Source organism: Aeromonas sp. R10-1, from assembly GCF_040908465.1.
Taxonomy (GTDB): Bacteria; Pseudomonadota; Gammaproteobacteria; order Enterobacterales; family Aeromonadaceae; genus Aeromonas; species Aeromonas caviae.
Map to the genome: position 1 here is coordinate 87983 of NZ_JBFODT010000014.1, position 23515 is coordinate 111497.

The 23515-nt window shown below is 63.6% G+C and carries 20 protein-coding genes and 1 riboswitch; of the genes, 11 read left to right on the forward strand and 9 right to left on the reverse strand.

The annotated features are described in order from the left end of the window. The first annotated feature begins 270 nt into the window (after positions 1–270). Both AB5Y93_RS06080 and AB5Y93_RS06085 read left to right on the forward strand, forming a co-directional pair. The gene (locus AB5Y93_RS06080; protein WP_124244354.1) at positions 271–588 is read left to right on the forward strand and encodes a heavy metal-binding domain-containing protein; all 318 of its coding nucleotides are present in this window, start codon (positions 271–273) and stop codon (positions 586–588) included. Positions 589–935: 347 nt separating this feature from the next. Continuing rightward, the gene (locus AB5Y93_RS06085; RefSeq protein ID WP_202014476.1) at positions 936–1949 is read left to right on the forward strand and encodes a S66 peptidase family protein; all 1014 of its coding nucleotides are present in this window, start codon (positions 936–938) and stop codon (positions 1947–1949) included. An 89-nt stretch (positions 1950–2038) separates the two neighbouring features. On the opposite strand, the gene AB5Y93_RS06090 is transcribed toward AB5Y93_RS06085, so the two are convergent. Continuing rightward, positions 2039–4309 carry an LTA synthase family protein gene (locus AB5Y93_RS06090; protein ID WP_069652649.1) on the reverse strand — a complete coding sequence of 757 codons (2271 nt, stop codon included), beginning with the start codon at positions 4307–4309 and terminating at the stop codon, positions 2039–2041. A 251-nt stretch (positions 4310–4560) separates the two neighbouring features. On the opposite strand from AB5Y93_RS06090, the gene AB5Y93_RS06095 reads away from it, so the two are divergent. Continuing rightward, positions 4561–5655 carry a hypothetical protein gene (locus AB5Y93_RS06095; protein ID WP_010674362.1) on the forward strand — a complete coding sequence of 365 codons (1095 nt, stop codon included), beginning with the start codon at positions 4561–4563 and terminating at the stop codon, positions 5653–5655. A 116-nt stretch (positions 5656–5771) separates the two neighbouring features. Here AB5Y93_RS06095 and lysC read toward each other — a convergent pair whose 3' ends face one another. Next, positions 5772–7124, reverse strand: coding sequence for a lysine-sensitive aspartokinase 3 (gene lysC, locus AB5Y93_RS06100; RefSeq protein ID WP_041215403.1), 1353 nt, complete (start codon positions 7122–7124; stop codon positions 5772–5774). Between the two features lie 87 nt (positions 7125–7211). Then, positions 7212–7436, reverse strand: a riboswitch (Lysine riboswitch). A gap of 109 nt (positions 7437–7545) precedes the next feature. After that, the gene (gene argA, locus AB5Y93_RS06105) at positions 7546–8874 is read right to left on the reverse strand and encodes an amino-acid N-acetyltransferase (RefSeq protein WP_202014481.1); all 1329 of its coding nucleotides are present in this window, start codon (positions 8872–8874) and stop codon (positions 7546–7548) included. A 252-nt stretch (positions 8875–9126) separates the two neighbouring features. Here argA and msrA point away from each other — a divergent pair, with 252 nt between their 5' ends. After that, complete coding sequence (msrA, locus tag AB5Y93_RS06110) at positions 9127–9759, forward strand: peptide-methionine (S)-S-oxide reductase MsrA (RefSeq protein WP_202014483.1); 633 nt, start codon at positions 9127–9129, stop codon at positions 9757–9759. A gap of 303 nt (positions 9760–10062) precedes the next feature. Here the strand turns inward: msrA and AB5Y93_RS06115 are convergent, their stop codons facing one another. The 3 genes from AB5Y93_RS06115 to AB5Y93_RS06125 are packed head-to-tail and all read right to left on the reverse strand — an operon-like array spanning position 10063 to position 11313. Then, positions 10063–10398 (reverse strand): DUF3802 family protein, encoded by a 336-nt coding sequence (locus tag AB5Y93_RS06115; protein WP_041215402.1) that lies wholly within the window; start codon positions 10396–10398, stop codon positions 10063–10065. 60 nt (positions 10399–10458) lie between these two features. After that, positions 10459–10938 (reverse strand): GNAT family N-acetyltransferase, encoded by a 480-nt coding sequence (locus tag AB5Y93_RS06120; RefSeq protein ID WP_227263574.1) that lies wholly within the window; start codon positions 10936–10938, stop codon positions 10459–10461. A gap of 3 nt (positions 10939–10941) precedes the next feature. After that, entirely contained in the window at positions 10942–11313 is a 372-nt protein-coding gene (locus AB5Y93_RS06125; protein WP_039038958.1) for an MmcQ/YjbR family DNA-binding protein, read from the reverse strand. 106 nt (positions 11314–11419) lie between these two features. Between AB5Y93_RS06125 and AB5Y93_RS06130 the strand changes: the two genes are divergently transcribed. Beyond that, positions 11420–12214, forward strand: coding sequence for an alpha/beta fold hydrolase (locus AB5Y93_RS06130; RefSeq protein ID WP_104452773.1), 795 nt, complete (start codon positions 11420–11422; stop codon positions 12212–12214). A gap of 15 nt (positions 12215–12229) precedes the next feature. Here the strand turns inward: AB5Y93_RS06130 and AB5Y93_RS06135 are convergent, their stop codons facing one another. Continuing rightward, positions 12230–13207 carry a LysR family transcriptional regulator gene (locus AB5Y93_RS06135; RefSeq protein ID WP_080988704.1) on the reverse strand — a complete coding sequence of 326 codons (978 nt, stop codon included), beginning with the start codon at positions 13205–13207 and terminating at the stop codon, positions 12230–12232. Between the two features lie 61 nt (positions 13208–13268). On the opposite strand from AB5Y93_RS06135, the gene AB5Y93_RS06140 reads away from it, so the two are divergent. From AB5Y93_RS06140 to AB5Y93_RS06160, 5 genes are read left to right on the forward strand one after another with little or no spacing between them, the layout of a single operon-like run. Then, on the forward strand, positions 13269–14966 hold the full coding sequence (locus AB5Y93_RS06140) for an L-lactate permease (protein WP_368228976.1): 1698 nt from the start codon (positions 13269–13271) through the stop codon (positions 14964–14966). Positions 14967–14978: 12 nt separating this feature from the next. Then, positions 14979–15800 (forward strand): (Fe-S)-binding protein, encoded by an 822-nt coding sequence (locus AB5Y93_RS06145; RefSeq protein ID WP_080989992.1) that lies wholly within the window; start codon positions 14979–14981, stop codon positions 15798–15800. Beyond that, on the forward strand, positions 15793–17229 hold the full coding sequence (locus AB5Y93_RS06150; RefSeq protein ID WP_368228977.1) for a LutB/LldF family L-lactate oxidation iron-sulfur protein: 1437 nt from the start codon (positions 15793–15795) through the stop codon (positions 17227–17229). The genes AB5Y93_RS06145 and AB5Y93_RS06150 overlap by 8 nt, the downstream gene beginning before the upstream one ends. 1 nt (position 17230) lies before the next feature. Next, complete coding sequence (locus tag AB5Y93_RS06155) at positions 17231–17875, forward strand: LUD domain-containing protein (RefSeq protein ID WP_322131698.1); 645 nt, start codon at positions 17231–17233, stop codon at positions 17873–17875. Then, positions 17875–20667, forward strand: coding sequence for an FAD-binding and (Fe-S)-binding domain-containing protein (locus AB5Y93_RS06160; RefSeq protein WP_368228979.1), 2793 nt, complete (start codon positions 17875–17877; stop codon positions 20665–20667). The genes AB5Y93_RS06155 and AB5Y93_RS06160 overlap by 1 nt, the downstream gene beginning before the upstream one ends. Positions 20668–20796: 129 nt before the next feature. Here AB5Y93_RS06160 and bla read toward each other — a convergent pair whose 3' ends face one another. Next, a complete protein-coding gene (gene bla, locus AB5Y93_RS06165) occupies positions 20797–21660 on the reverse strand; it encodes a class A beta-lactamase (protein WP_368228980.1) in 864 nt (287 codons plus the stop codon). A gap of 551 nt (positions 21661–22211) precedes the next feature. Here bla and AB5Y93_RS06170 point away from each other — a divergent pair. Then, the gene (locus tag AB5Y93_RS06170) at positions 22212–22352 is read left to right on the forward strand and encodes a hypothetical protein (protein WP_368228982.1); all 141 of its coding nucleotides are present in this window, start codon (positions 22212–22214) and stop codon (positions 22350–22352) included. A gap of 102 nt (positions 22353–22454) precedes the next feature. On the opposite strand, the gene AB5Y93_RS06175 is transcribed toward AB5Y93_RS06170, so the two are convergent. Beyond that, entirely contained in the window at positions 22455–23495 is a 1041-nt protein-coding gene (locus AB5Y93_RS06175) for a lipocalin-like domain-containing protein (RefSeq protein ID WP_368228984.1), read from the reverse strand. Positions 23496–23515 lie beyond the last annotated feature (20 nt).

Sequence of the window (23515 nt, forward strand, 5' to 3'; positions counted from 1 at the left end):
GACGCAGAGGGCCGGTGCAGCTGCCGTCGTGTCTGCATCATCAAGGCCCCGCTTTCATCGTGGCCGGAAGCCCTCTCCCCAGCACCGGTGCCCAAGGTCGCTTTGCGGGGGAAAGTGGCACGACACAGGCCGTATGGATGGCACCTTGATGAACCTGGCGGGCGCTGTGCTTGAAGCCCCTGGCCACGCCGGGCTTATGCTTTGGTCAACGCCTTGCTACCATGACGGCAACGGTGCTTCGCGCACCCAGCCCAACTCACAGGAGACCTCATGATCCTCTCAACCACCCCCACCCTGGAAGGCAAGACCATTCGCGAGTACCGCGGCATCGTCGTGGGCGAAGCCATCCTCGGCGCCAACATCTTCAAGGATCTGTTCGCCGGCATCCGCGACATCATCGGCGGTCGCTCCGGCGCCTACGAAAAAGAGCTGGCCCGGGCCCGGGAGATCGCCTTCGAGGAGCTCAAGGAGCGTGCCCAGGCGCTGGGGGCCAACGCCGTGGTGGGCATCGACATCGACTACGAGGTGGTGGGCCAGAACGGCAGCATGCTGATGGTCAGCATCAGCGGTACCGCCGTGGTGGTGTGAGCTTGCGCTCACGCCGTTAGAAGCCAATGCCCAAGCCGATCGCGAGATCGGCTTTTTTATTGGGGAACGGCGGCGGGATGTCGTCGGGAGAGGCGGGAACTGACCTCGCGGCCATGTATCAGCGCGTGATAGGCACCTTAAAGCCGGGAAAAGGGCGCGATCTGTGTTGTCATTGTTCAGTCTTTATGTGCATGTAGCGAGAGTCATTTAATTTTTCTAAACAAAAACGAGCACTGTGAGTGCGATTCTTCGCCCTTGTCGGGCGTTCAAAGGCCGCAGTAGGATGCAGTCTGGCGCCGGGATCGCATCTCCCGGCGGCGTTCAACTCATATGGCAGGGCTGCATCCATGACCTTACTCAAACCGCCGGGGCTCAACCCCGGCGACACCATAGGTTTCTTCTCTCCCTCCAGCGCGGCCACCGCCTGGGCGCCGAACCGCTTTGCTCGCGCCAAGGCTTATCTGGCGGCGCAGGGCTTCGAACTCAAGGCGGGCAGCCTGACCGGCGAACAGGATCACTGGCGCTCCGGCTCCATCGCGGCGCGGGCTGACGAACTCAATGCCCTCATTCGCGATCCGCAAGTGCGAGCAATCATGTCGGTGATTGGCGGCAGCAACTCCAACTCCCTGCTGCCCTACCTCGATTTTGATGCGCTGAAGCGGGATCCCAAGATAGTCATCGGCTACTCCGACGTAACGGCCCTGCTGCTCGGCATTTATGCCCAGACCGGCCTCGTGACCTTCTATGGCCCGGCGCTGGTGGCTTCCTTTGGCGAGCTCTCGCCGCTGGTGGACGAGACCCTGGTCGGCTTCCTGTCCGTTTGCATGGCCGGTGGTGCCAGCCTGCCCCACCGGTTGCCGACTCCGACGCAATGGACCGAGGAGCGGCTCGACTGGGAGCATCAGACCCGGGCCAAGCAGTGCTGGCCAAACCGGCTGATCTCGGTGGGCACTGGCCGGGTGCGGGGTCGGCTCATTGGCGGCAACCTCAATACCCTGGCGGGGATCTGGGGTTCCCCCTATATGCCGTCCATCGAGCGGGGAGACATTCTGCTGCTGGAAGACAGCCTCAAAACCGCCGAAACGGTGGAGCGCGCCTTCACCCACCTCAAGCTGTGCGGGGTGTTTGATCGCATCGGTGCCCTGGTGCTCGGCAAGCACGAGCTGTTCGACAGCCAGGGCAGCGGCAGGCGGCCCCTCGACATCCTGCTGGAGGTCGTGGGGGAGCCGACCTTCCCCATTCTGGCGGAGTATGACTGTGCCCACACCCACCCCATGCTGACCCTGCCCCTTGGCATCGAGGCCGAACTGGATCTCGATGCCCAGAGCCTCACCCTGTGCGAGTCCTGGCTTGGGGAGTGAGTCACTGCACTGCCTGCCATAGTTGCATCGGCACATAGACAAAGAGGCCGCCCGGGCGACCTCTTTGTCGTCTGCTAGTTCGCTGCGGATCAGGGCAGGGCATCGGGCCGGAAGCTGGCGCGGATCTGCGGCACCAGGGGGGAGGGGTCGAAGCCTTTCTCCTCCCCGAGCACCGGGTGGAGCAGGGGTTGGTCCCGGATGGGGGTGAGGTCCCCCGCCAGCAGTTGCCTTGTGGCCTGGCCCATCTGGTAGAGCTGGCGCACCGGGTCGAACTGGCGGGCGAGATCCAGCCCGTCCCCGGCCCGGGTGAAGGCCATCATGGGGATCTGGTAGCTGGCATCCCGTGGCGGTTTGGCGCCGTGGATACCCTTGCCCGCCGACATCAGGAAGGGCTGGTGGTCCCCGAAGGCTACCACCAGGTAGCGCTTGCCGGAGCTGTCCAGGGTCTTGAGCAGCCGCTCCAGGGAGGCCATGGCATCCACCACCCCGGTGTAGTAGGTGTTGAGCAACTGGGTATCCGCCGGGCTCTGATCCGGGCAGGCGCCGCTGCGCTGCTGGGCCCGGTAGCGATCCCCGTCGAAGGGGCCGTGCCCCTGCATGGTGACCGCGTAGGCGAACAGGGGCTGATCGTCCTGGTTGCTGCGTTTGAGCAGGTGATCGATGAGGGCATCGTCGGAGATGTAGAGCCCCTTGTGCTCGAGGGCGGTGAAGCGGGTATCGAACCAGCGCTCCTGGTAGCCGAGGGCCGGGATCGCCTTGGCACGGCCCCAGAACTTCTCCACATAGGGGTGGGCGAACAGGGTCTGGTAGCCGCTTTGGGCTGCGCTGCGCGCAAGGCCGGGCACCTTGTCCGAGAGGTAGTAGTAGGGCACCACCCCCTGTTTGAGCAGGCCCACCGGCAGGCCGGTGTTCATCTCGAACTCCGCCAGTACCGTCATGCCCCCCGTGGTGGGGGAGTGGATGGTCTTGCGCCATTGGGCCACGCTGGCGGGCAGGTTCAAGGTGGGGGCGGGGGCGCAGAGACGGCCCTGCCAGCCAAGCCAGAGTGACTCGTATTGCAGCACGATCACCAGATCGAAGCGGGGAGCCCTGGGCTGGGCGGGCAGGCTCAGCTCCGGGGTGCGCTCGTTGATCTGCAAGGGGTAGCGAAACACGTTGCCGCTTTGCAGCATCTCGTCCACCAGGTTGAACAGGTAGAGGCCGGGGCCGGCGCGGATGATGTCCCTGTGGTAGTTCACCGCCCTGTCCACGTAGCGGATGTTGGCCCCGAGCAGCTTGTTGCCGGTCTGGGTGGCGAACACGCAGAGGGCGAAGAAGGCGGCGGTGGCGGCGGCGGTGCGCAGCAAGCCCCGCAGGATCCAGCGGGAGAGGGCGAAACGCCACACCAGAAAGAGGAGCCCCAGCACGACGAGCACCGGCACCACAGGATGCTGATCGAGCAGGATGTGCAGCAGGGCCAGCAGGTTGCCCAGATCGTCCCCCCCCAGCGGCACCCCGTAGATGGCGATCTTCATGAAGTTGGCGAGCAGCCCGATGCCCGAGAGGGCGGTGAAGAGCAGCCCCATATAGAGGCTGAAGCCCGCGAGGGCACAGAGGCTCCAGCCCAGCACCATGCTGCCCCAGGCGAGGTAGTAGTGCTCTGGCCGAAAGCCCGACCAGAACAGGAATTCCCCCAGCTTGAACACCACGAAGCCGTGAAGCAGCACGAAGGTGAGGTTGCCGAGCAGCAGGCTGCCTGCCACCCGGGCGCGGTAGCTTCGGCGCAGCCGCGGCAGCAGGGCCTTGAGCACGGCGGCGCTCACCAGCAGCACCAGCAGCAGGCTGGTCATCAGGTAGAGGAGGTTGAAACCGCGCTCCGGCAGGGTCTGGAGGATCTGGCTGTATTCGGCGCTCTCCGGCCTGTCTGCCAGCAGCAGCCCGATGCGCAGCTGGTAGCGGCTGTCCAGGGCGTCGTCGGGGGCGCGCAGGGCGCTGTTGAGGCTCAGGGTGCAGCGCTCCTTGCGGCACTTCTGGCGCTTGTCCACCGCCTGGCTCAGCTGATCGATGCGCACCCCTTTGTCGTTGAGCAGCTCCACCCGCACCTTGTCCCCCTCCTGCAGGGGTTTGAGCAGTTGCCACTGGCTGCGCACCACCAGATAGAAGCCCCGGTTGTCACTTTTGTAGAGCAGGCTGTAGCGATTGAGGGTCGCGATGGGCTGATCCGCCGGGCCCAGAATGAGGGGGGCGGCACGCCCGAGCCAGCTGACGGGGTTGAGCAGCGGCAGGGCGAGGGTCAGCAGCAGCAGGGCGGTCAGCAGACCCAGCAACAGCCCGGCCAGGGGCTGGGAGGCGGGGCGGTGGCCGGTGACGGGGGCATTCATAAGGGCTCATCCTTGGAGCGGTCATGGCAGCGACGACTGCCTCTATTTTGACCCGATGGTGCGTGGCTTGTTCCTTGATGTCAATTTAATGACAACAAGATGAATATTCCGTGATGAGCACAGTGAAGCAATTTGTGATCCCGATCCGCCAGGGGCACTCATTCTGTGATGAAAGCGTCATCATGAGCCTTTGCTGCTGGTCTGGGAGGGGGGCGCTGTTTAGTCTCTCAGTAACGGTTGGAGGTACATGTATGAATCCCAAAGTTGCGGCGCGTCAGGCCAGATTGCTCCAGATGCTGGAGAGCAAAGAAGAGATCCGGATCGGGCGGGAGCGGGACTGCCCCCTGCCGCTGCCCCAGCTCGTCCGGCTGACCGAGGATCACCCGGACGTCGTCAAGGTCTACGGTCACGGGCTCACCGCCGAGGTGTTCCATCTCAAGGTGGAGGGGCACCACTGGTGCCTGAAACGCTGCCGCCAGGACTCTCTGGTGGCCAATGTGGACGGCAAGACCGCCTTTCTCACCGAGCTGGAGCGGCGCCGGGAGATAGAGAGCCTGCGGGAGCTGCACCCCACCATCCTCTCCAACGTGGTCTGCACCAGTTTCGGCTCCGCCCGGGCCGGGGTGCTGGTCTCCCCCTGGCTGCGGGGGGAGCCGGTGCGCACGCTCTGCGAGCGCAACCTGGCGCAGATGCTGGCGGTGGAGGCGGAGCTGGCCCGCTGGGGCTGGTTTGACTGGGATCCGAGCCCGGGCAACCTGCTGGATGACGGCCAGCATATCTCGGTGTTCGATTTTGGCTACATGTGGCCCTTCGATCCCCTGCACGAGTTCAATTCCAACGGCCTCACCGATCCCGACTTCCATGTGCCTGAGCGGCTGGAAACCCGCACCCTCTCCGGGCTCTGGCTGGACGAGGCGGATCCCTTGCCGCTGTTTCGCCGCTGGCGCGAGCTCTGCCTCGCCTGGGCCAGGGGAGAGCTGCAATACCTGTCGCGGGAGGGGGCGAGCGCCCCCGTGCTGGCGCGGATGCAGGGACTGGTGGGGGAGTGGAGTGCGGCGCTGGCAAGCGACGAGGCGCTGGCGGCCAACTGGTGGCGCGACATGTACCGCAGCCATCGGCTCGACATCCTGGACGATCTCAGCGGCAAGAGCTGCGGCCCGCTCACCCTGCGCCGCCTCGACTGGCTGGAGCAGGCGGTACGGGAGCACTTCCCGGCCCTGGTGGACAATCTGGCCCCTGACGAAGCGGGGCTCGGTCAGGCCGGGTTGCTGCAACGGCTGGGAGGGCTGCGCGAGCAGATCCGGGCCAATCTGCTGCCCACCCGGGCCACCCTGGTCACCAGCTGATGGTGGAAGAAGAGTGACAAGAGGGGCGCCGCGGCGCCCCTCTTTGCTGAGTGGGGAAGGCCGCCCCGGGTGTGATGGGGCGGAGGAGGCTCGTTGTGTGCCAGCGCCGGGGCGACTCAGTCGAGCAGTTCCCGGTGCAGGCAGTTGACGATGTGGCCTGCCTCGTCCTCTTTGACGAGGAAGCAGAGGTTGTGGGCGCTGGCGCCGTAGCAGATCATCCGGATGTTGTGCTCGCGGATGGCGTCGAACACCTGGCTGCCCACCCCGGCCGCTTCGCTCATGCGGTTGCCGATGAGCGCCACCAGGGCGAAACCGGTCTCCACTTCCACCTTGCACAGCTGGCCGAGCTCCGCCAGCACCTTGTCGTTCAGGATGGGTTCGCCGTTGCTCTGGCTGCCGGTGTGATCCAGGGTCAGGGAGACGCTCACCTCGGAGGTGGTGATGAGATCCACCGAGATGCGGTGACGGGCCAGGATGCCGAACACCTCGGCCAGGAAGCCGTAGGCGTGGAACATGTTGAGGCTGTGCAGGGTCACCAGCACCTGCTGGCGGCGCAGGGCCACGGCCCGGAACAGCGGGTTGCTGCGGGTGGTGGCGCGGATCCAGGTACCACCGGCGGCGGGGTCCCTGGCGGAGCCCACGAACACCGGGATGTCCTGGCGCAGCGCGGGTTGCAGGGTAGCCGGGTGCAGCACCTTGGCGCCGAAGGTGGCCATCTCCGCCGCCTCCACGAAGCTGATTTCGGGGATGGGGCGGGCGCGGGTAACCAGGCGGGGATCCGTGGTGTAGATGCCGGGCACGTCGGTCCAGATCTCGATGCTGCCTGCGTCCAGTGCCTCGGCCAGGAGGGCCGCGCTGTAGTCGGAGCCGCCACGGCCGAGGGTGGTGGTGCGACCATCGCCGTCGGCACCGATGAAGCCCTGGGTGATGACCAGGCTGTCACCCAGCAACGGGCCCACCGCCTGCTGGCAGAGGGCGCGGGTCGCCGCGAGATCCACGGTGGCCTTGCCAAAGCGGCTGTCGGTGCGCAGCAGTTGGCGCGCATCCTGCCACTGGGCCTTGACCCCGCGCTGGTGCAGGAGTTCGGTAAAGAGACGGGTGGACATCAGCTCGCCGCAGGCGATGAGGCGATCGGCGAGTTCGGCGTCGGTGTGCTGACTGGCCTGACGGGCCATGGTGCGAATGTCGCCGAGCTGGGCATGGATGAGGGCGCTCACGTCGCTCGGGTTGCCAAGGGCGGCCAGAATGGCCAGCTGGATGTCGGCAAGCCTGGCAAGCTGGGCATCCTGTCCGGCTTCGTCCAGTTCACCCTGAGCCAGGCTCACCAGCAGGTTGGTGACGCCGGCGCTGGCGCTCAGCACCACCACCCGGGTCGCCGGATTGGCCAGCACCACGTCGGCGCAGTGGTTCATGGCCGCGGCATTGGCGACGCTGGTTCCGCCAAACTTGGCGACATTGATCGGGTTCATTGCATACTCCTGTCTCAAGGTGAAAATCCGGTTTCATCGGGCAAATAGAGAGGAGGAGGCAAAAAATGGCAGGAAAACGCGAGGATCCCGGCCAGAAGCACTCCACCTGCAGAGCCCATCCCGTACCCGCCCCAAGTGGGGCGCGGTGTGGGATGACCACTACCGATGACAACCCGGGGGATTCAGCCCCCGCAGCCGACGTGGCGGTGTCCAGTCACTCGCCTCGTCTCGGCGCTGCTCCCCCTGACCCAAGTTCACTGGACACTGGTGTCCTCCCTTGGGCTGCCTGGGCAGCGCTCCTCTTCTGGTGCCACCTGTGACAGGTGGCGTGCATGTACAAATACCTTGGTCTGGATTGCACTGTCAATCGAGTTCGTAAAAAAGGACAAAATTGACGGTAACCAGGCACAAGATCAATCAGTTACGAAATGGTCTTGGACAAAACCTTGGAGCGACGCTGCCAGTTGTAGAAGCGCTGGCGCTCCACCGGCAGATCTTCGACTTCCAGGGGATCGAAGCCCCGCTCCCGGAACCAGTGGATGGAGCGGGTGGTGAGCACGAACAGGCGACGGATGCCGAGCCGCTTGGCCCGCTCGGCCACCTTGGCGATCAGGGTGTCTCCCCGGTTGGAGTTGCGATACTCCGGGTGGATGGCGACGCAGGCCATCTCGGCCATGGCTTCTTCCATGAAGCAATAGAGCGCTGCGCAGCCGATGATGAGGCCGTCCCGCTCGATGATGGTGAACTTGTCTATCTCCATCTCCAGCTGCTCCCGGGAGCGGCGCACCAGGATCCCTTCCTCCTCCAGCGGACGGATGAGATCCAGGATGCCGCCGATGTCCTCAATGGTGGCGGCCCGGGCCCGCTCGGCGCTTTCGCGCACGATCTGGGTACCCAGCCCCTCGCGGCTGAACAGCTCCTGCAGCATGGCGCCGTCGTCCTGATAGCTCACCAGGTGGGAGCGGGGCACGCCACCCCGGCAGGAGGCGATGGCCGCGCGCAGGTAGCGGGCGGTGCCTGACATCTCTTCCCCCGCCTGCTCCAGCGCCACTAGCAGCTCTTCGGCCTGCTCGGGGAAGAGCTCGGAGATGGCCTCCCCGTGCCTGTCCATTACCCCCTGGGTGCTGCTGAAGCAGATGAGCTTGTCGGCTTTGAGATCCACCGCCACCCGGCGGGCTACCTCTTCCGAGCTCAGGTTGAAGCTCTCGCCGGTGACCGAGCAGCCGATGGGGGAGATGAGCACCAGGCCGTGCTGATCCAGCTGGCGGGTGATCCCCTCCACATCGATGCGACGCACCCGGCCGCTGTGACAGAAGTCGATGCCGTCATCCACACCCAGCGGCTGGGCGGTGACGAAGTTGCCGCTCACCACGCTGATGCGGGCCCCCTGCATGGGGGTGTTGGCGAGGCCCATGGAGAGCTGGGCGGTGATGTCGTATTGCAGACCGCCGCACACCTGCTTGATGATGGCGAAACTGGCATCGTCGGTGACCCGGATCCGCTTGTGATACTGGGCCTGGATGCCGGCGCGGGCCAGGGCCTCGTCATTTTGCGGGCGCGAACCAAACACCAGCACCAGGCGGATCCCCAAGGTCTGCAGCAGGGCGATGTCGCTGACGATGTTGGCGAAATTGGAGTGACAAATGGCTTCCCCGCCGATCATCAGGACGAAGGTGGCACCCCGGTGCACATTGACATAAGGGGTGGATTGCCGAAAGGCATGGACCAGGCTGGGTTCGCGTTCACGCACGTGTTTCATTCCATAAAAAAGCAGCAATTCGCCCAATATATGAAAATAAATTCACAAATCAAGACTAAATATCGACTCGATGTTTTTTTGTCGCCATTTTGACCAGTGCGGGTGGGGAGGGGAAGACGCAGGCGAGGGCGGGAGGGTCGCCCCGGGGGCCGCTCCCTGGTTGATCCGGGCTAATAACCTGATATCTTCGGTGTTCCTTTTCGTCAGCCGCATTGCGCGGGGTTTTATACAAGGACAGGGCATATGGAGCAGATTATTTCACCGGCAGAGGCGCTGCCGGGACGGCGGGAAGCGCTGGAGATTGGCCAGGTGCATGCAGTAAACGGCCACCCGACCCAGGGGCCCTGGCCCGAGGGAATGGAGCTTGCCTGGTTCGGCATGGGCTGTTTCTGGGGGGTGGAGCGTCTGTTCTGGCAGCAGCCCGGAGTCTATTCCACCGCCGCCGGGTATCAGGGGGGACTGACCCCCAATCCCACCTACAAGGAGGTGTGCAGCGGCCTGACCGGCCACGCCGAGACGGTGCAGGTGGTGTTCGATCCCAAGGTCATCAGCTATGGGGATCTCGTCAAGCTGTTTTGGGAACACCATGATCCGGCCCAGGGGATGCGCCAGGGTGGCGACATCGGCACCCAGTATCGCTCCGTCATCTTCGTCGGGGACGACACCCAGGAGGCGATTGCCCAGCAGAGCCTGGCCGCCTACCAGCAGGCCATGACGGCGAGCGGTGATGGGCGCACCATCACCACCCGCATCCTGCCGCTGGCCCCCTTCTACTATGCCGAGGATTATCACCAGCAATATCTGGAGAAGAATCCCGAGGGGTATTGCGGCTTGGGGGGCATTGGCGTCTGCCTGCCTCCCAGCCTGAGTCGCTGAGGCGTCATCGCATACCACGGGGGCCATCAGGCCCCCGTGTCATTGTGATGAAAAATAATTGAAAAAAATGCGTCAGGTGGGGAACTAAACTGAACCCTGGCTGACCAACAGGGTAGCGACCACGGATGGTTGCCAAGACCAGACACATTTTTTTGCCCCGAAATTCATTACTCTGACAAGCGCGATGAATTGACAATGCTAGCAAGCAGGGCTGCCCGATGAGGCGGCCCTTTTCATTGGGCGTCCCGCCTCACTCCTCGCCTCATTGCATCTCGTCCCCTTGCCGTCACGGCAGGGATGGGATCAGCCGATGGTGCTGTCGAACAGGTTCTTGATGAGGTCGATGAACTCGATGAGGAAGGCTTGCTGGGCTTCGCTGGGGGCGGACAACCAGACGGCGGAGAGCACCTCTTCCAGGTCGGCGACCACGGCATCGGCCTCCTGCATGATCAGGAAGCGCACCTTGGGGTCGAGCTGGGGGTTCTGCTCGCAGATGGCCATCAGGTTGTCGGCCACCCGGCTGCTCACCAGATCCTCGATGGTCTGGGCACCGCCGCCTTGTTGCTGGCTCTCGAACAGACCCAGACTCTCTACCAGATACTCGATCAGCGCAATGTAACCGTCGCTCTCTACCACCATGATGGCTGCCCTTTCTTCATTGCCTTGGGGAAATGGTGCGTATTTTAGTGGCTGAACCCGTCATGGCAAGCGGCAGTGGAGCCGATGGCGGATAAATTGGACACCGCCGCGCTCCACCGTCTCCAATCCGGTCAGCAGGAAGCCGTGACGCAGGAAGAGGGCGAGGCTGAAGGCGCTCGCCTCCGTGGTGAGGCTGCCGAGTCCCATCTGGCTGGCGGCTGCCAGCACCCGCTCCAGCAGCAGGGTGCCGAGCCCCTGGCGCGGATGATCCGGGCTCACGTAGAGCAGGCTGAGATGACCGTCATCGCTCAGGGTGGCAAAGCCAAGGGGCACATCGTCTTGCTCGATGACCCAGCCATGGTGCTCGCGCAACTGGCTGGCAAGCCCCGGGTGATGGGCGCCCCTGGCCCACTGCTCCACCTGCTCCGGGCTGTAGTGTGCAGGCCCCAGGCGGCGTACCGACTGCTCGAACAGATCCAAAAGCCTTGGTATGTGCGCCTCCTCGAGGGGGACGATACGAGGAGAAGAAAGAGACGGCATGGGTCAACCCTCCCTGATGGTCGCGCGGGGAGCCTGGGGCCGCTTCGCCCTGGGCAGACCCGCCACCACCCGCTCATAGGAGTGGACTATCCAGCCCTGCCAGAGATCGTCAGACAGGCCTTCACTCAGTGTCACCGTGTTCCAGTGCTGCTTGTTCATGTGCCAGCCCGGTTTCACCTCGGGGTGGATCTCCCGCAGCAGCAGGGCGAGCTCGGGTTCGCACTTCAGGTTGATGGAGAGGGGCTCCGCCTGCCAGTCCACCAGGGCAAACATCTTGCCGGCGATGCGGTAGACCAGGATCTCCGGGCCGAAGGGGGTGTCCTCGGTGGCGCCGGGCTGGCTGAGCAAAAATTCACGCAATTGAACGAGGGTCATGGGGACTCCAGGCTGGTCCGATCATGGTGGAAGCATGTTCACCGGGGTGAGCCTTCTGTTAATATGCGCGCCGAGTATACCCCCCATCACCCCGGGAGCCCATGAGATGTTGTACCACAAGACCTTTGAACTGGGTCCCGATCGGGATTGGGTGGTGTTCGTGCACGGTGCGGGCGGCAGCTCCTCCATCTGGTTCAAGCAGTTGCGGGCCTACCGGGAGCACTTCAACGTGCTGCTGCTGGACCTTCGCGGTCACGGCCAGTCCAACCAGCTGCAGCAGGTGGTAAAGGGGCACTACAGCTTTCGGGCCGTGACCGAGGACATCCTGCGCCTGCTGGATCACCTGCGCATCCCCCACGCCCATTTTGTCGGCATCTCCCTTGGCACCATCCTCATTCGCCATTTGGCGGAGCTTCGCCCCGAGCGGGTCAAGAGCATGGTGCTCGGCGGCGCCATCCTGCGTCTCGACATCCGCTCCCGGGTGCTGGTGCAGCTTGGTCGCCTCGGCCAGCACTTCCTGCCCTACATGTGGCTCTACCGCCTGTTCGCCTTCATCATCATGCCGCGCCAGCACCATCAGGAGTCCCGCAACCTCTTCGTGCGCGAGGCTCGCAAGCTCTGCCAGAAGGAGTTCAAGCGCTGGTTCCGTCTCGCCACCGAGGTGAACCCCCTGATGCGCTACTTTCGCGAGCGGGCCCTGCCCATTCCCACCCTCTACGTGATGGGGGAGGAGGATCACATGTTCCTCGCACCGGTGCGCGAGCAGGTAGCCCGCGACCCTTACAGTTGCCTCGAAATCATCGAAAAGTGCGGCCACGTCTGCAACGTGGAGCAGCCGGATCACTTCAACCGCCAGTCCCTGGCGTTTCTCTCCCGTCAGGCGGCGTCATCCGCCCTTTGAGGCCCGGCAAGGGCCTCAGATGAAGTAGTGGCCAATTTCCAGATAGCGCTGGCGGATGTGCTCGATGAGCAGCCTTATCTTGCGCGGCGGCTGGCGGGTGAAGGGGTAGACGGCGTAGATGCCGAGCTTCTTGCCCACCCGGTCGGGAAACAAGTCCACCAGATCCCCCTGCATCAGGTCGTGATAGACCAGACAGCGCGGCACATAGACGATGCCGCGCCCCCCCAGCGCCGCCTTGCGCAGGGCGCCGGCGTTGTCGGTTGAAAAGCTCCCCGACACCGACACCAGATAGTTGCCCTCTTCCCCCTTGAAGGCCCACTCCGAGGCCCCCGTGCTCTGGTAGGCGTAGCGCAGGCAGTTGTGGGTGAGCAAATCCGACGGCTCCCGCGGTGCCCCGAAGCGGCGCACATAGGCGGGGGCGGCGCAGATGACCCACTGGGAGTCGAGAATGTGGCGGGCAATCAGGCTCGAGTCATCCAGATAGCCGGTGCGAATGACCAGATCGAACCCCTCTTCCACCAGGTTGACGAAGCGGTTGTCCAGCGACATCTCCACCGTGAGCCCCGGGTGCTGCTGGCAAAAATCGGCTACCGCATCGGCGAGCAAGAGCTCGCCGGAGATGGTGGGCACCGACATCCGCACATGACCGCTCACCTTTTCACCAAATCCCGCCACCGCGTCGAAGGCGTCCAGTGCGGCGGCCTTCACATTTTTGGCACCTTGATAGAGCGCCTTGCCCGCCTCGCTCAGGGTGAGCCGGCGGGTGGTGCGATAGAGGAGCTGGACCCCGAGCTCCTCCTCAAGACGCCCGATCCGCTTGCTAACCACTGAATTTGTCAGGGAATTTTGTTCGGCCACCTTGCTGAAGGAGCCGGCCTCCACCACCTGGGCGAAGAGGATGAGGTCGTCGGTACTGGCCATATTGATCAACTTTTGGAACGAATGTTGTTCATTATTTCCATATATCGCGAAAAAGGAACAGGGTAAGGTCACGTCCGCTTAACAAAACAACAACAAGGTGCGCCTCTGCACCCCTCTGGACAAGGACGCAATGATGACAGACACCCTGTTGGCCCTGGTGGCCTTCTCGCCGATCGTGGTGGCCGCCGTGCTGCTGCTCGGCCTCAACTGGCCCGCCAAGCGCGCCATGCCCATCGCCTTTATCCTGACCGTATTCATCGCCCTCTGGGGCTGGCAGATGAGCCCGACCCGGGTGCTCGCCTCCAGCCTGCAGGGGCTCATCATCACGGTGACCGTGCTCTGGATCGTGTTCGGCGCCATCCTGATGCTCAACACCCTCAAGCACACCGGCGCCATCACCGCGATCCGCGGCGGTTTCACCAATATCTCGCCGGACCGGCGCATCCAGGCCATCATCATCGCCTGGTGCTTCGGTGCCTTTATCGAGGGGGCCTCGGGGTTTGGCACCCCGGCCGCCATCGCCGCCCCCCTGCTGGTGGCCATCGGTTTTCCGGCGCTCGCCGCCGTGCTGCTCGGCATGATGATCCAGTCCACCCCGGTGTCGTTCGGTGCGGTGGGCACCCCCATCCTGGTGGGCATCAACAAGGGGCTGGATAACCAGGCAATCGGCCAGACCTTGAGCGCCGGTGGCAGCAGCTGGGACATCTACCTGCAACAGGTGACCACCAACGTGGCCCTCATTCACGCCACCGTCGGCACCCTGATGCCGGTGCTGATGGTGATGATGCTGACCCGCTTCTTCGGCCGCAACCGCAGCTGGACCGAAGGGCTCTCCATCCTGCCGTTTGCGATTTTCGCCGGGCTCGCCTTCACCGTCCCCTATGCCCTCACCGGCATGCTGCTCGGCCCCGAGTTCCCGTCCCTCATCGGCGGCCTGGTGGGGCTGGCCCTGGTGGTGACGGCGGCGCGAGCCGGTTTTCTGGTGCCCAAGAACTCCTGGGATTTCGCCCCCGAGAACGAGTGGCCCGCCGAGTGGCTGGGCTCCTTGAAGCTCGATCTCAAAGAGGCCGCCGGCCGCCCCATGTCGCTCATGCTGGCCTGGCTCCCCTATGTGGCGCTGGCGCTCCTGCTGGTGGCGAGCCGGGTGAGCCCGGAGTTCAAGGCAAGCCTCCTGTCGGTGAGCCTCGCCTTCACGGATCTGCTGGGGGAGAAGGGGGTCAGCGCGTCGATTGAGCCGCTCTACCTGCCGGGGGGGCTGCTGGTGCTTTGCGCCCTGCTCGCCACCTGGCTGCAGTCGCGCTCCCTCGTCCCCTTCGGTCGGGCGCTGGGGGAGTCCAGCCGCACCCTGATCGGCGCCGGCTTCGTGCTGATTTTCACCGTGCCCATGGTGCGCATCTTCATCAACTCCGGCGTCAACGGGGCGGATCTCGCCAGCATGCCGGTGACCACCGCCAACTTTGCCGCCGGGCTGGTGGGGGAGTTCTTCCCGGCGCTCAGCGCCACCATCGGCGCGCTGGGGGCCTTTATCGCCGGCTCCAACACGGTATCGAACATGATGTTCAGCCAGTTCCAGTTTGAAGTGGCCCAGACCCTGGGGGTCTCCACCGCCGCCATGCTGGCCCTGCAGGCAGTCGGCGCCGCCGCGGGCAACATGATCGCCATTCACAACGTGGTGGCGGCGTCGGCCACCGTGGGGCTGCTCGGCCGTGAGGGGGCGACGCTGCGCAAGACGGCGCTGCCGACCCTCTACTACCTGCTGGTCACCGGCCTTATCGGGCTGGCGCTCATGTACAGCTTCCACATCTCGGACGCACTGCTGCAGCTCAAGTAAGGAGAGCAAGTGATGAAGGTAATGCGGGTCTACCCGGCCAAGCCGGCCGATGTCTATCTCTACGCCACCTGTCTGGTGGACCTGTTCGACCCGGTGGCGGGGCTCGATGCCATCGCCCTGATCGAGCGGGAAGGGATAAGGGTGCACTTTGTCGAGAAACAGACCTGCTGCGGGCAGCCGGCCTACACCTCGGGTCACGAGGAGGAGGCGCGCAAGGTGGCGCAAAGCCAGATGGCGCTCTTCCCCGAGCCCTGGCCGGTGGTGGTGCTGTCGGGCTCCTGCGGGGGCATGATGCACCACCACTACCGCCGCCTCTTCCCCGAGAGCCCCGAGGTGGCCGATTTTTGCGATCGGGTGTTCGAGCTCACCGAGTTTCTGGCCCGGGTCTGCCGGGTGCGCTGGCACGGGGTGGGGGAGGCGAGCATCGTCATGCACACCTCCTGCTCGGCCCGACGCGAGATGCAGGTACACACCACGGCCCGCAGCCTGCTGGGGCAGCTCGATGGCGTCACCTTGCATGAACAGGCCTACGAGAGCGAGTGCTGCGGCTTTGGCGGCACCTTCTCGGTGCGCCACCCCCACATCAGCCAGGCCATGGTCGAAGACAAGACCCGCCACCTGCTGGCCACCGGCGCCGACACCCTGGTGAGCGCCGACTGGGGGTGCCTCTTGAACATCAAGGGATCCCTGGCCTATCAGGGCAGGATCTTGCCTGCCACCCACCTGGCGAGCTTCCTGCTCGCCCACAGCCGCCCCGACAGTGACGAAATAGCTCATAACGGCGCCGCTGTTAGCGATTTGGCTCATACCAAAGAGGCCCAGCCCCATGTCTGATCACGCCAAGTATTCGCCGCGCCGCTTCCATCCTCAGGCCGAGGCGGCCCTGGCCGACCCCGTGCTGCGCCAGAATTTTCGCGGCGCCATGGATTACCTGCGCGCCAAGCGCCGGGATGCCTTCGCCGACCCCGCCGAAGAAGCGGCGGTGCGCGATGCGGCGGAGCAAATTCGCCAGCGCTGTCTCTCGCGCCTGCCGGACCTTTTGGAGCAGCTCGAAGCCAACTGTGAGCGCAACGGCATCCGGGTGCACTGGGCCCAGACGCCGGCCGAGGCCAACGCCATCATCCTTCGCATCGCCCAAAAAAACGGGGTGAGCAGCATCGTCAAGGGCAAGTCCATGGTGAGCGAGGAGGTGGGGTTCAACCACGAGATGGCGCGCCACGGCATCCGCTGCCTTGAGAGCGACATGGGGGAGTTTATCGTCCAGCTCGACGGCGACACCCCGTCCCACATCATCATGCCCGCCATCCACAAGAACAAGCAGGAGGTGAGCGACACCTTCGCCGGCAACCTGGAAGGCTTCACCCCCACCACGGACGTGGACGCTCTGATCCAGACCGGGCGGCGGGCCCTGCGCGAAGAGTTTCGCCGCGCCGGCATGGGGCTCTCCGGCGTCAACTTCGCGGTGGCCGAGACCGGCAGTCTGTGCCTCGTCGAGAACGAGGGCAACGGGCGCATGTGCACCACTGTGCCGAAAGTCCACGTGGCCATCACCGGCATCGAGAAGGTGGTGGAGTGCCTATCCGACGTGCCGCCCCTTTACAGCGCCCTGACCCGCTCGGCCACCGGTCAGGCCATCACGACTTACTTCAACGTCATCAGCGGCCCGCGCCGGGCAGGGGAGCTGGACGGCCCGGACGAGGTGCACCTGGTGCTGCTCGACAACGGCCGCAGCCAGGCTTACCGGGATGAGGAGCTGCGCAAGACATTGCAGTGCATCCGCTGCGGCGCCTGCATGAACCACTGCCCGGTCTACACCCGCATTGGCGGCCACGCCTACGGCACCATCTACCCGGGGCCCATCGGCAAAATCATCTCCCCCCACCTGCTGGGGCTGGAAAGTACCCAGGATCTGGTGACGGCCTCCAGCCTGTGCGGTGCCTGCGGCGAGGTGTGCCCGGTGCGCATCCCCATTCCCGACATGTTGCAGCGCCTGCGCCGGGAGGCCAAGCACGACGCACAGCCCGGTCACGAACCGCTGGCGGGGCAGGGGGCGGCCAGGAGCCGACTCGAGACCCTTGCCATGCAGGGCTTTGCCTTTGCCGCCACCCACCCGCGCCTCTACCACGCCGCAACCGGGGTGGCCGGTCGCCTGCGGGGCTTGATGCCCAAACATCTGGGCCCCTGGACCCAGTGCCGCGAGGCCCCCCAACCCGCCCCCCAGAGCCTGCACGCCCTGCTGCGCCAGAAAAAGAAGGAGTCCTGAAATGTCGAGCAAAGAGGCCATATTAAGTCGCCTGCGCGGCGCCGCCACCCCCATGGCCCACGCCCCCCATGGCTGGCAGCCCTGGCGCGGGGAGGATGAACAGGCGCGGCGTGAGCGCTTTGTTGCCGGGATCAGCGCCAGCCACGCCGAGATCCTCACAGTCCAACAGGCAACCCTGGCCCAGGAGCTGACCGCCTGGCTGGATGAAGAAGGCATGACGCATCTGGCCTGTGGCCAGGGTGGCCGCTGGCAGGCGGTGGTTGCGGCCGCCTGCGCCGGGCGATCTGTGTTGACCCCCTCTGGCGAGTTCGCGAGCTGGAAGGACGATCTGTTCGACGTCTGTCAGGCGGGCATCACCCACTGCGCGGGGGCCATCGCCGATACCGGCACGCTCGTATTGCTGCCCGATGGCAGCGAGCCGCGCACCTTGTCCCTGGTGCCCCCCTGCCATATCGCCCTGCTGGCGGCTTCCACCATCGCCGACAACCTGGCGGGGCTGGTGGCGGCCGGGCGCTGGCAGCAGGCCATGCCCACCAATCTGCTGCTGGTCTCCGGCCCCTCCAAGACCGCCGACATCCAGCAGACCCTGGCCTACGGCGCCCATGGCCCGAGCCGTCTCTTGGTCGTGCTGGTGGAGGATTGCTGATGCGCTGGAATGAATTTGACGCCGCCGTGCTCTCGCGCATCCCGCCGGAGCGGCTGGTGAGCGACCCGGACTTGCGATTGGCCCACGGCACGGACGCCAGCTTCTACCGCCTGGTGCCCGAGCGCATCGTGCGCCTCGACTCTTTGGATGAAGTGCGCTTCGTGCTGTCGGTGTGCCGCGAATTGGGCCTGCCGTGTACCTTTCGCGCCGCCGGCACCAGCCTCTCGGGCCAGGCCCTGAGCGATTCGGTGCTCATCACCCTGACCGATAGCTGGCGCGGCCACCGCATTCTGGACGAGGGGGCCCGCATCGCCCTGCAACCCGGGGTGATCGGCGCCGATGCCAACCGCTATCTGGCGCCTCTGGGGCGCAAGATTGGGCCGGATCCCGCCTCCATCAACGCCTGCAAGCTTGGCGGCATCGCCGCCAACAACGCGAGCGGCATGTGCTGCGGCACCGCCCACAACAGCTATCACACCCTGCACGCCATGACGTTGCTGCTGGCCGATGGCACCGTGCTGGAGAGCGGCGACCCCCAGAGCCGCGCCGCCTTTGCGGCCAGGCGCCCGGAGCTGCTGGCCGGGCTCGCCGCCCTGCGCGCCGAGTTGCTGGCGAATGCCGAGCTTGCCGCCAAAATTCGCCACAAGTACCGGCTCAAGAACACCACCGGCTACGCCATCAATGCCCTGCTCGACCATGAGGACCCCGTCGATATCCTCACCCACCTGATGATTGGCTCGGAGGGGACCCTCGGCTTTATCGCCGAGGTGGTGCTCGACACCGTGCCCGAATACCCCCACAAGGCCTCAGCCCTGCTGGTGTTTCGGGACGCCGAGCAGGCCTGTCTGGCCACCTCGCGCCTGAAAAGTGCGGCGGTGGCGGCGGTGGAGCTGATGGATGGGCGCTCCCTTCGCTCGGTGGCGGGCAAGCCCGGCCTGCCGGATTTTATCAAGACCCTGGACCTGGCTGCCTGCGCCCTGCTTGTCGAGGTGCATGGGGAATCGAAGGAAGAGCTGATGGATCGCTGCGAGCAGGTGACGGCCATGGCCGCCGAGTTCGCCCAGGTCGCCTCTGTGCCTTTTACCAGCGACAGCGCCGGGCTCTGGGCCATTCGCAAGGGGCTCTTCCCGGCGGTGGGGGCGGTGCGCACCACCGGCACCACCGTCATCATCGAGGATGTCGCCTTTCCCATCGAGCGCCTGGCGGCAGGGGTGGCGGGGCTGCAAGCCCTGTTCGATCGCTTCGAATACGGTGAAGCCATCATCTTCGGCCACGCGCTGGAGGGGAACCTGCACTTCGTCTTTACCCAGGGGTTCGACGATCCGGCCCAGGTGGCCCGCTATGGCGCCTTTATGGATGCGGTGGCCGAACTCGTCGCCGTGCGCTTTGGCGGGTCCCTCAAGGCCGAGCACGGCACCGGCCGCAACATGGCCCCCTATGTGGAGCTGGAATGGGGGCCGGAGGGGATGGCGCTGATGCGCCGCATCAAGGCGCTGCTGGACCCCGATGGCCTGCTCAATCCCGGCGTCATCATCAACGACGACCCCAAGGCCCACCTGGCCCACCTCAAGCCCATGCCGGCGAGCGATGCCATCGTGGATCCGTGCATCGAATGCGGCTTTTGCGAGGCGGTCTGTCCCTCGCGCACCCTGTCGCTCTCGCCGCGCCAGCGCATCGTGCTTTACCGCGAACTGGCCCGCCGCACTCGTGCCGATGAGCCCTCCAACCAGCTGGCCCAGCTATTTGACTATCAAGGGATTGAGACCTGCGCCGCGACGGGGCTGTGCGCCGATCGCTGCCCGGTGGGCATCAACACCGGCAGCCTGATCAAGAAGCTGCGCACAGACAAATACCAGCGCTTCGTGCCCATCGCCCGCTGGAGCGCCGATCACTTCGCTGGCGTTACCCGCACGGCCCGTGGGGCCCTCGGGCTCAAAGGGATTGCCGGCAAGCTATTGGGAGAGAAAGCGTTGGCAGGGCTGGTGAACGGGGTTCGCCATCTGAGCGGCCAGCGCACCCCCGCCTGGCTGCCCACCCTGCCGGGGCCGAGCCGCTACCGGTGGCTATCAGGGGAGGGGAGCAATGATGGATCCAGCGAGCGCGCTGTGGTCTATCTACCTTCCTGTGCCAGCCGGGTATTTGGCCAGCAGGAGGAGGCCCCGTCACTGCCGGACGTGGTGCAATCCTTGCTCAATAAAGCGGGTTGCCGGGTCATCGTGCCGCAAGGCATTGAGGGGCTCTGCTGCGGCATGCCCTATGACAGCAAGGGGATGAGCGAGGTGGCACAGGCTAAGCGCAGTGAGCTGGCCGAGGCCCTGTGGCAGGCAAGCGAGCAGGGGCGCTGGCCCGTGCTGCTCGACACCAGCCCCTGCGTGCAGCGACTGCTCTCGGGGGCGCTCGGCAAGGGCCTTCGGGTGTTCGAACCCTCCGCCTTTGTGCTGGAACACCTGCTGCCCCACCTTGAGCTGACCCCCATCGATGAGACAGTGATGCTCCATATCACCTGCAGCAGCCGGCGCATGGGGCTGGGGGAGAAGATGCAGGCGCTGGCCCGCGCCTGTGCCCGGGAGGTGATAGTCCCTGAGCATATCCAGTGCTGCGGCTTTGCCGGCGACAAGGGGCTGATGACCCCGGAGCTCAACGCTGCCGCACTCGCCAGCCTGCCCGCCCAGGTGCCCAGGGATTGCCGTCAGGGATTCAGCAACAGCCGCACCTGTGAAATGGGGCTCAGCCAGCACGCCGGCATTCCCTATCACAGCATCCTCTATCTGGTGGATCAGGCGGCGAAATGAACAAGACCCGGCAGAATGAATTCTGCCGGGTCTTGTTGGTTGGCTAATAGGTGGGTGTTCTAGATTTTTACACGCACAGCATCACTTATTTGTGCAGCGCGTTTTGATGATACCTTTCCAAGACCACACTTATTGATAAGCACCGAAAATCACCGAGCCAATATCGGCAATGACTTTATCACGCTCGTGAATTGAAGAGCCTTCTTTTCTTACATACATTGTAATGACAATGGGATGCTGGGTTTCTGACCAAACCATGGATATGATCCCGCGCACACCATAGTCACTGGCCCCGGAACGGTCCGCTATTGACCAACCTTTTGGTAAAGATGCCCTGAGCAAGTCATCAGCGACTCTGTTTCCCATCATCCATTGCTTCAGTTGGGCCCTGGATTCTGTTGACAATACATCTTGTAAAAGCAGTTTGTTTAGGCTGAGAGCCATTGCATCTGTAGTCGTTGTATCTCTGATATCATATTCAATGTTCTTTGTTAATTCCGGCTCATAACGGTCAGAACGTAAAACGTTATCTCCCATTGAACGCATAAATGAAGTTAAAGCCGTAGGGCCACCAACGGAAGATATGGCATAGTTTGCGCCAGTGTTGTCACTGTATGTCAAGGTAGATTCACAAGCATCTCCAAGCGTAAACCGTTTACCTACGAGCTTTTCCGCTACCGGAGAATGCGTGACAATGTCAGACTCTTTTAATATGAAAGAGTCATTGAGAGTAAGTTGTCCTTTATCCACTTTTTCAAGTACATTGGCACAAGCCAATGCTTTGATTGTGCTATTAAAGTGGAAGCGTTGGTCGCCGTTTATGGATTCGTGCTTACCTGATTTTGTATCTAACACAGTGACACCAACACGCCACCCTTGCTTTTCAAAAAAATTAACTTTTTCTTCCAGCGCGGATGCGAATGCACTCGGAGATAGAAGGATAATACTCGATGCCAACAACGTGGTTATGAGGCTTGATATAGTGATTTTCATTAGGAGTTCTTTTAACCTTCTGCAAATTTTAAGCTATAAAATGGAGATATAATCTTGGTATGTTTTTCAAGTTTACTGATGAGTCGTATTCGGTCATATATATTTATTATAGGTTGGCATGTTTTTATTTGAAAAATCTGATTGCCCATGGCATATGGTAAGAACGTTTTTTGATATCACTTGACCCATGTTTCCTCTTTGCCAAATAGATAGGTCGGCCACTTGTTGAGGGTGATCCCGGTCATCCGATAATTATCGACCCTCCAGCTTATTGCCTGTACCCCTTCTCTTCTAATAAAGTCAGGATAAATCCGTGTCCTCCTGTAACAGGCCATACACCTCCATCACCAGACATAAGATACGGTGGGTTTGTGAGAGGGAAATGAAGTTATGTGAAGTCCAGGTGAAGTCGCTGGTGTAATTGTGGGATGCCCACTTTTTTGGCAATTCCCACCCTGACGACAGCTTGCTCAGAAAGGTGGGCAACAGAAAGGTGGGTGCGCAAGATTCTTGCCGGATATTGAGTACCCAAGGGCCGGCGGTCAAGGGTAATGCCTGGCCGGGCAACGGCCAAGGAAGAGGCGCTGGCCTACGTCACCGCATTCGAGATGCCGGATACCCGCAAGACGACCCTGGTGGTGGGTTTCTCCGAACAGCATGGCCTGATGATGGTGGGCGACAAGCAGCCCTGATCCCGTCTTGATATCCCGCCCCAGCACTGCGTTGTTACCCCTGCCTGGCCGGGGTTTTTGATAGCGCGTGGGCTGTCACCAGGGGGTAAGCAGGGGCAATGCTCAATACCCCGTCATCTCCAGATAACCGACGCCCTTGGCATCCCCCGAGACGGATACCGCTCCCTCCCAGTAGTCGAAGCGCCCCGTCATGGCCTGATTGGGTTGGCGCGCCTTGATAACGAGCTTCATATCGGCGGCTTCCAGTTGCCACTCGACGGGGTAGGGCTGCCCCTTGGGGCCACGCCAGGTCTTGCCGGGGGTGAGGTGGATGTGATCTGGGCTCAGCACCCGGCTGCTGCCGTCCCGCTCAATCAGGATGCCGTAGCGGTTCTCCGGTTCAGAGCGTCCTGCCTTGGTGCGCAGGCGAAACAGCATCAGCTCGCGCCCGTCATCAAGTTGCAGGGAGAACCAGTCCCAGCCCGATTGCCACTCGGCCAATACCGAGCTGCTCCACTCGTGATCAAACCACCCCTCACCGCTGACGGTGCGGGTCTCGCCATCCAGGGTCAGGGTGCCGCTGATGGTCAGGCGGGGGTAGGAGTAGTAGAAGGAGGCGTTGCCCGGGCTCTTCTCGCTGTAACCCGCTTTGCCTTGCAGCACCGCGGGCTTGGCGGCACTCACCTTCACATCAAGATCCCCCGCCTTGCTCTGCACCTTGAGGGTGGCGGGAAAGAGCGATTCCCCTTGAGAGGTAAGCACCCACTCTTTCAGCCAATACTCACCGCCGCTGGCACCGGCGAGCCCTGGCCCCTGGCGGCTGGTGCGCTCGTCCTGCTGGTGGCTGCCTTTGCTCACATCCGTGATGGCGAACTGGGCAAGCCAGAGCTGGGGGGTGAGCCAGGGGTTCTCCGAGGTGAGCTCCTGTTCAATGCCTTGGCGAAACAGGGTCCACTGCATGCCGTAGCCGCGCCCTTGCTCGTCTTTGAGGTTGCCAGTGAGATACCACCACTCGGAGCGGTAGTCGGGGTGGGCAGCGTGATCCGCGGGCAGGTTGATGGACTGACCCGGCAGGGCCTTTTTGAAGTGATCGTTGCCGCCACCCAGGATGCTCCCCAGATTGCTGGCCTGCGCGTGGCCGCTTATGGCAACAAGCGGGACCAAGAGGGCTGCAAGCCAAGAGG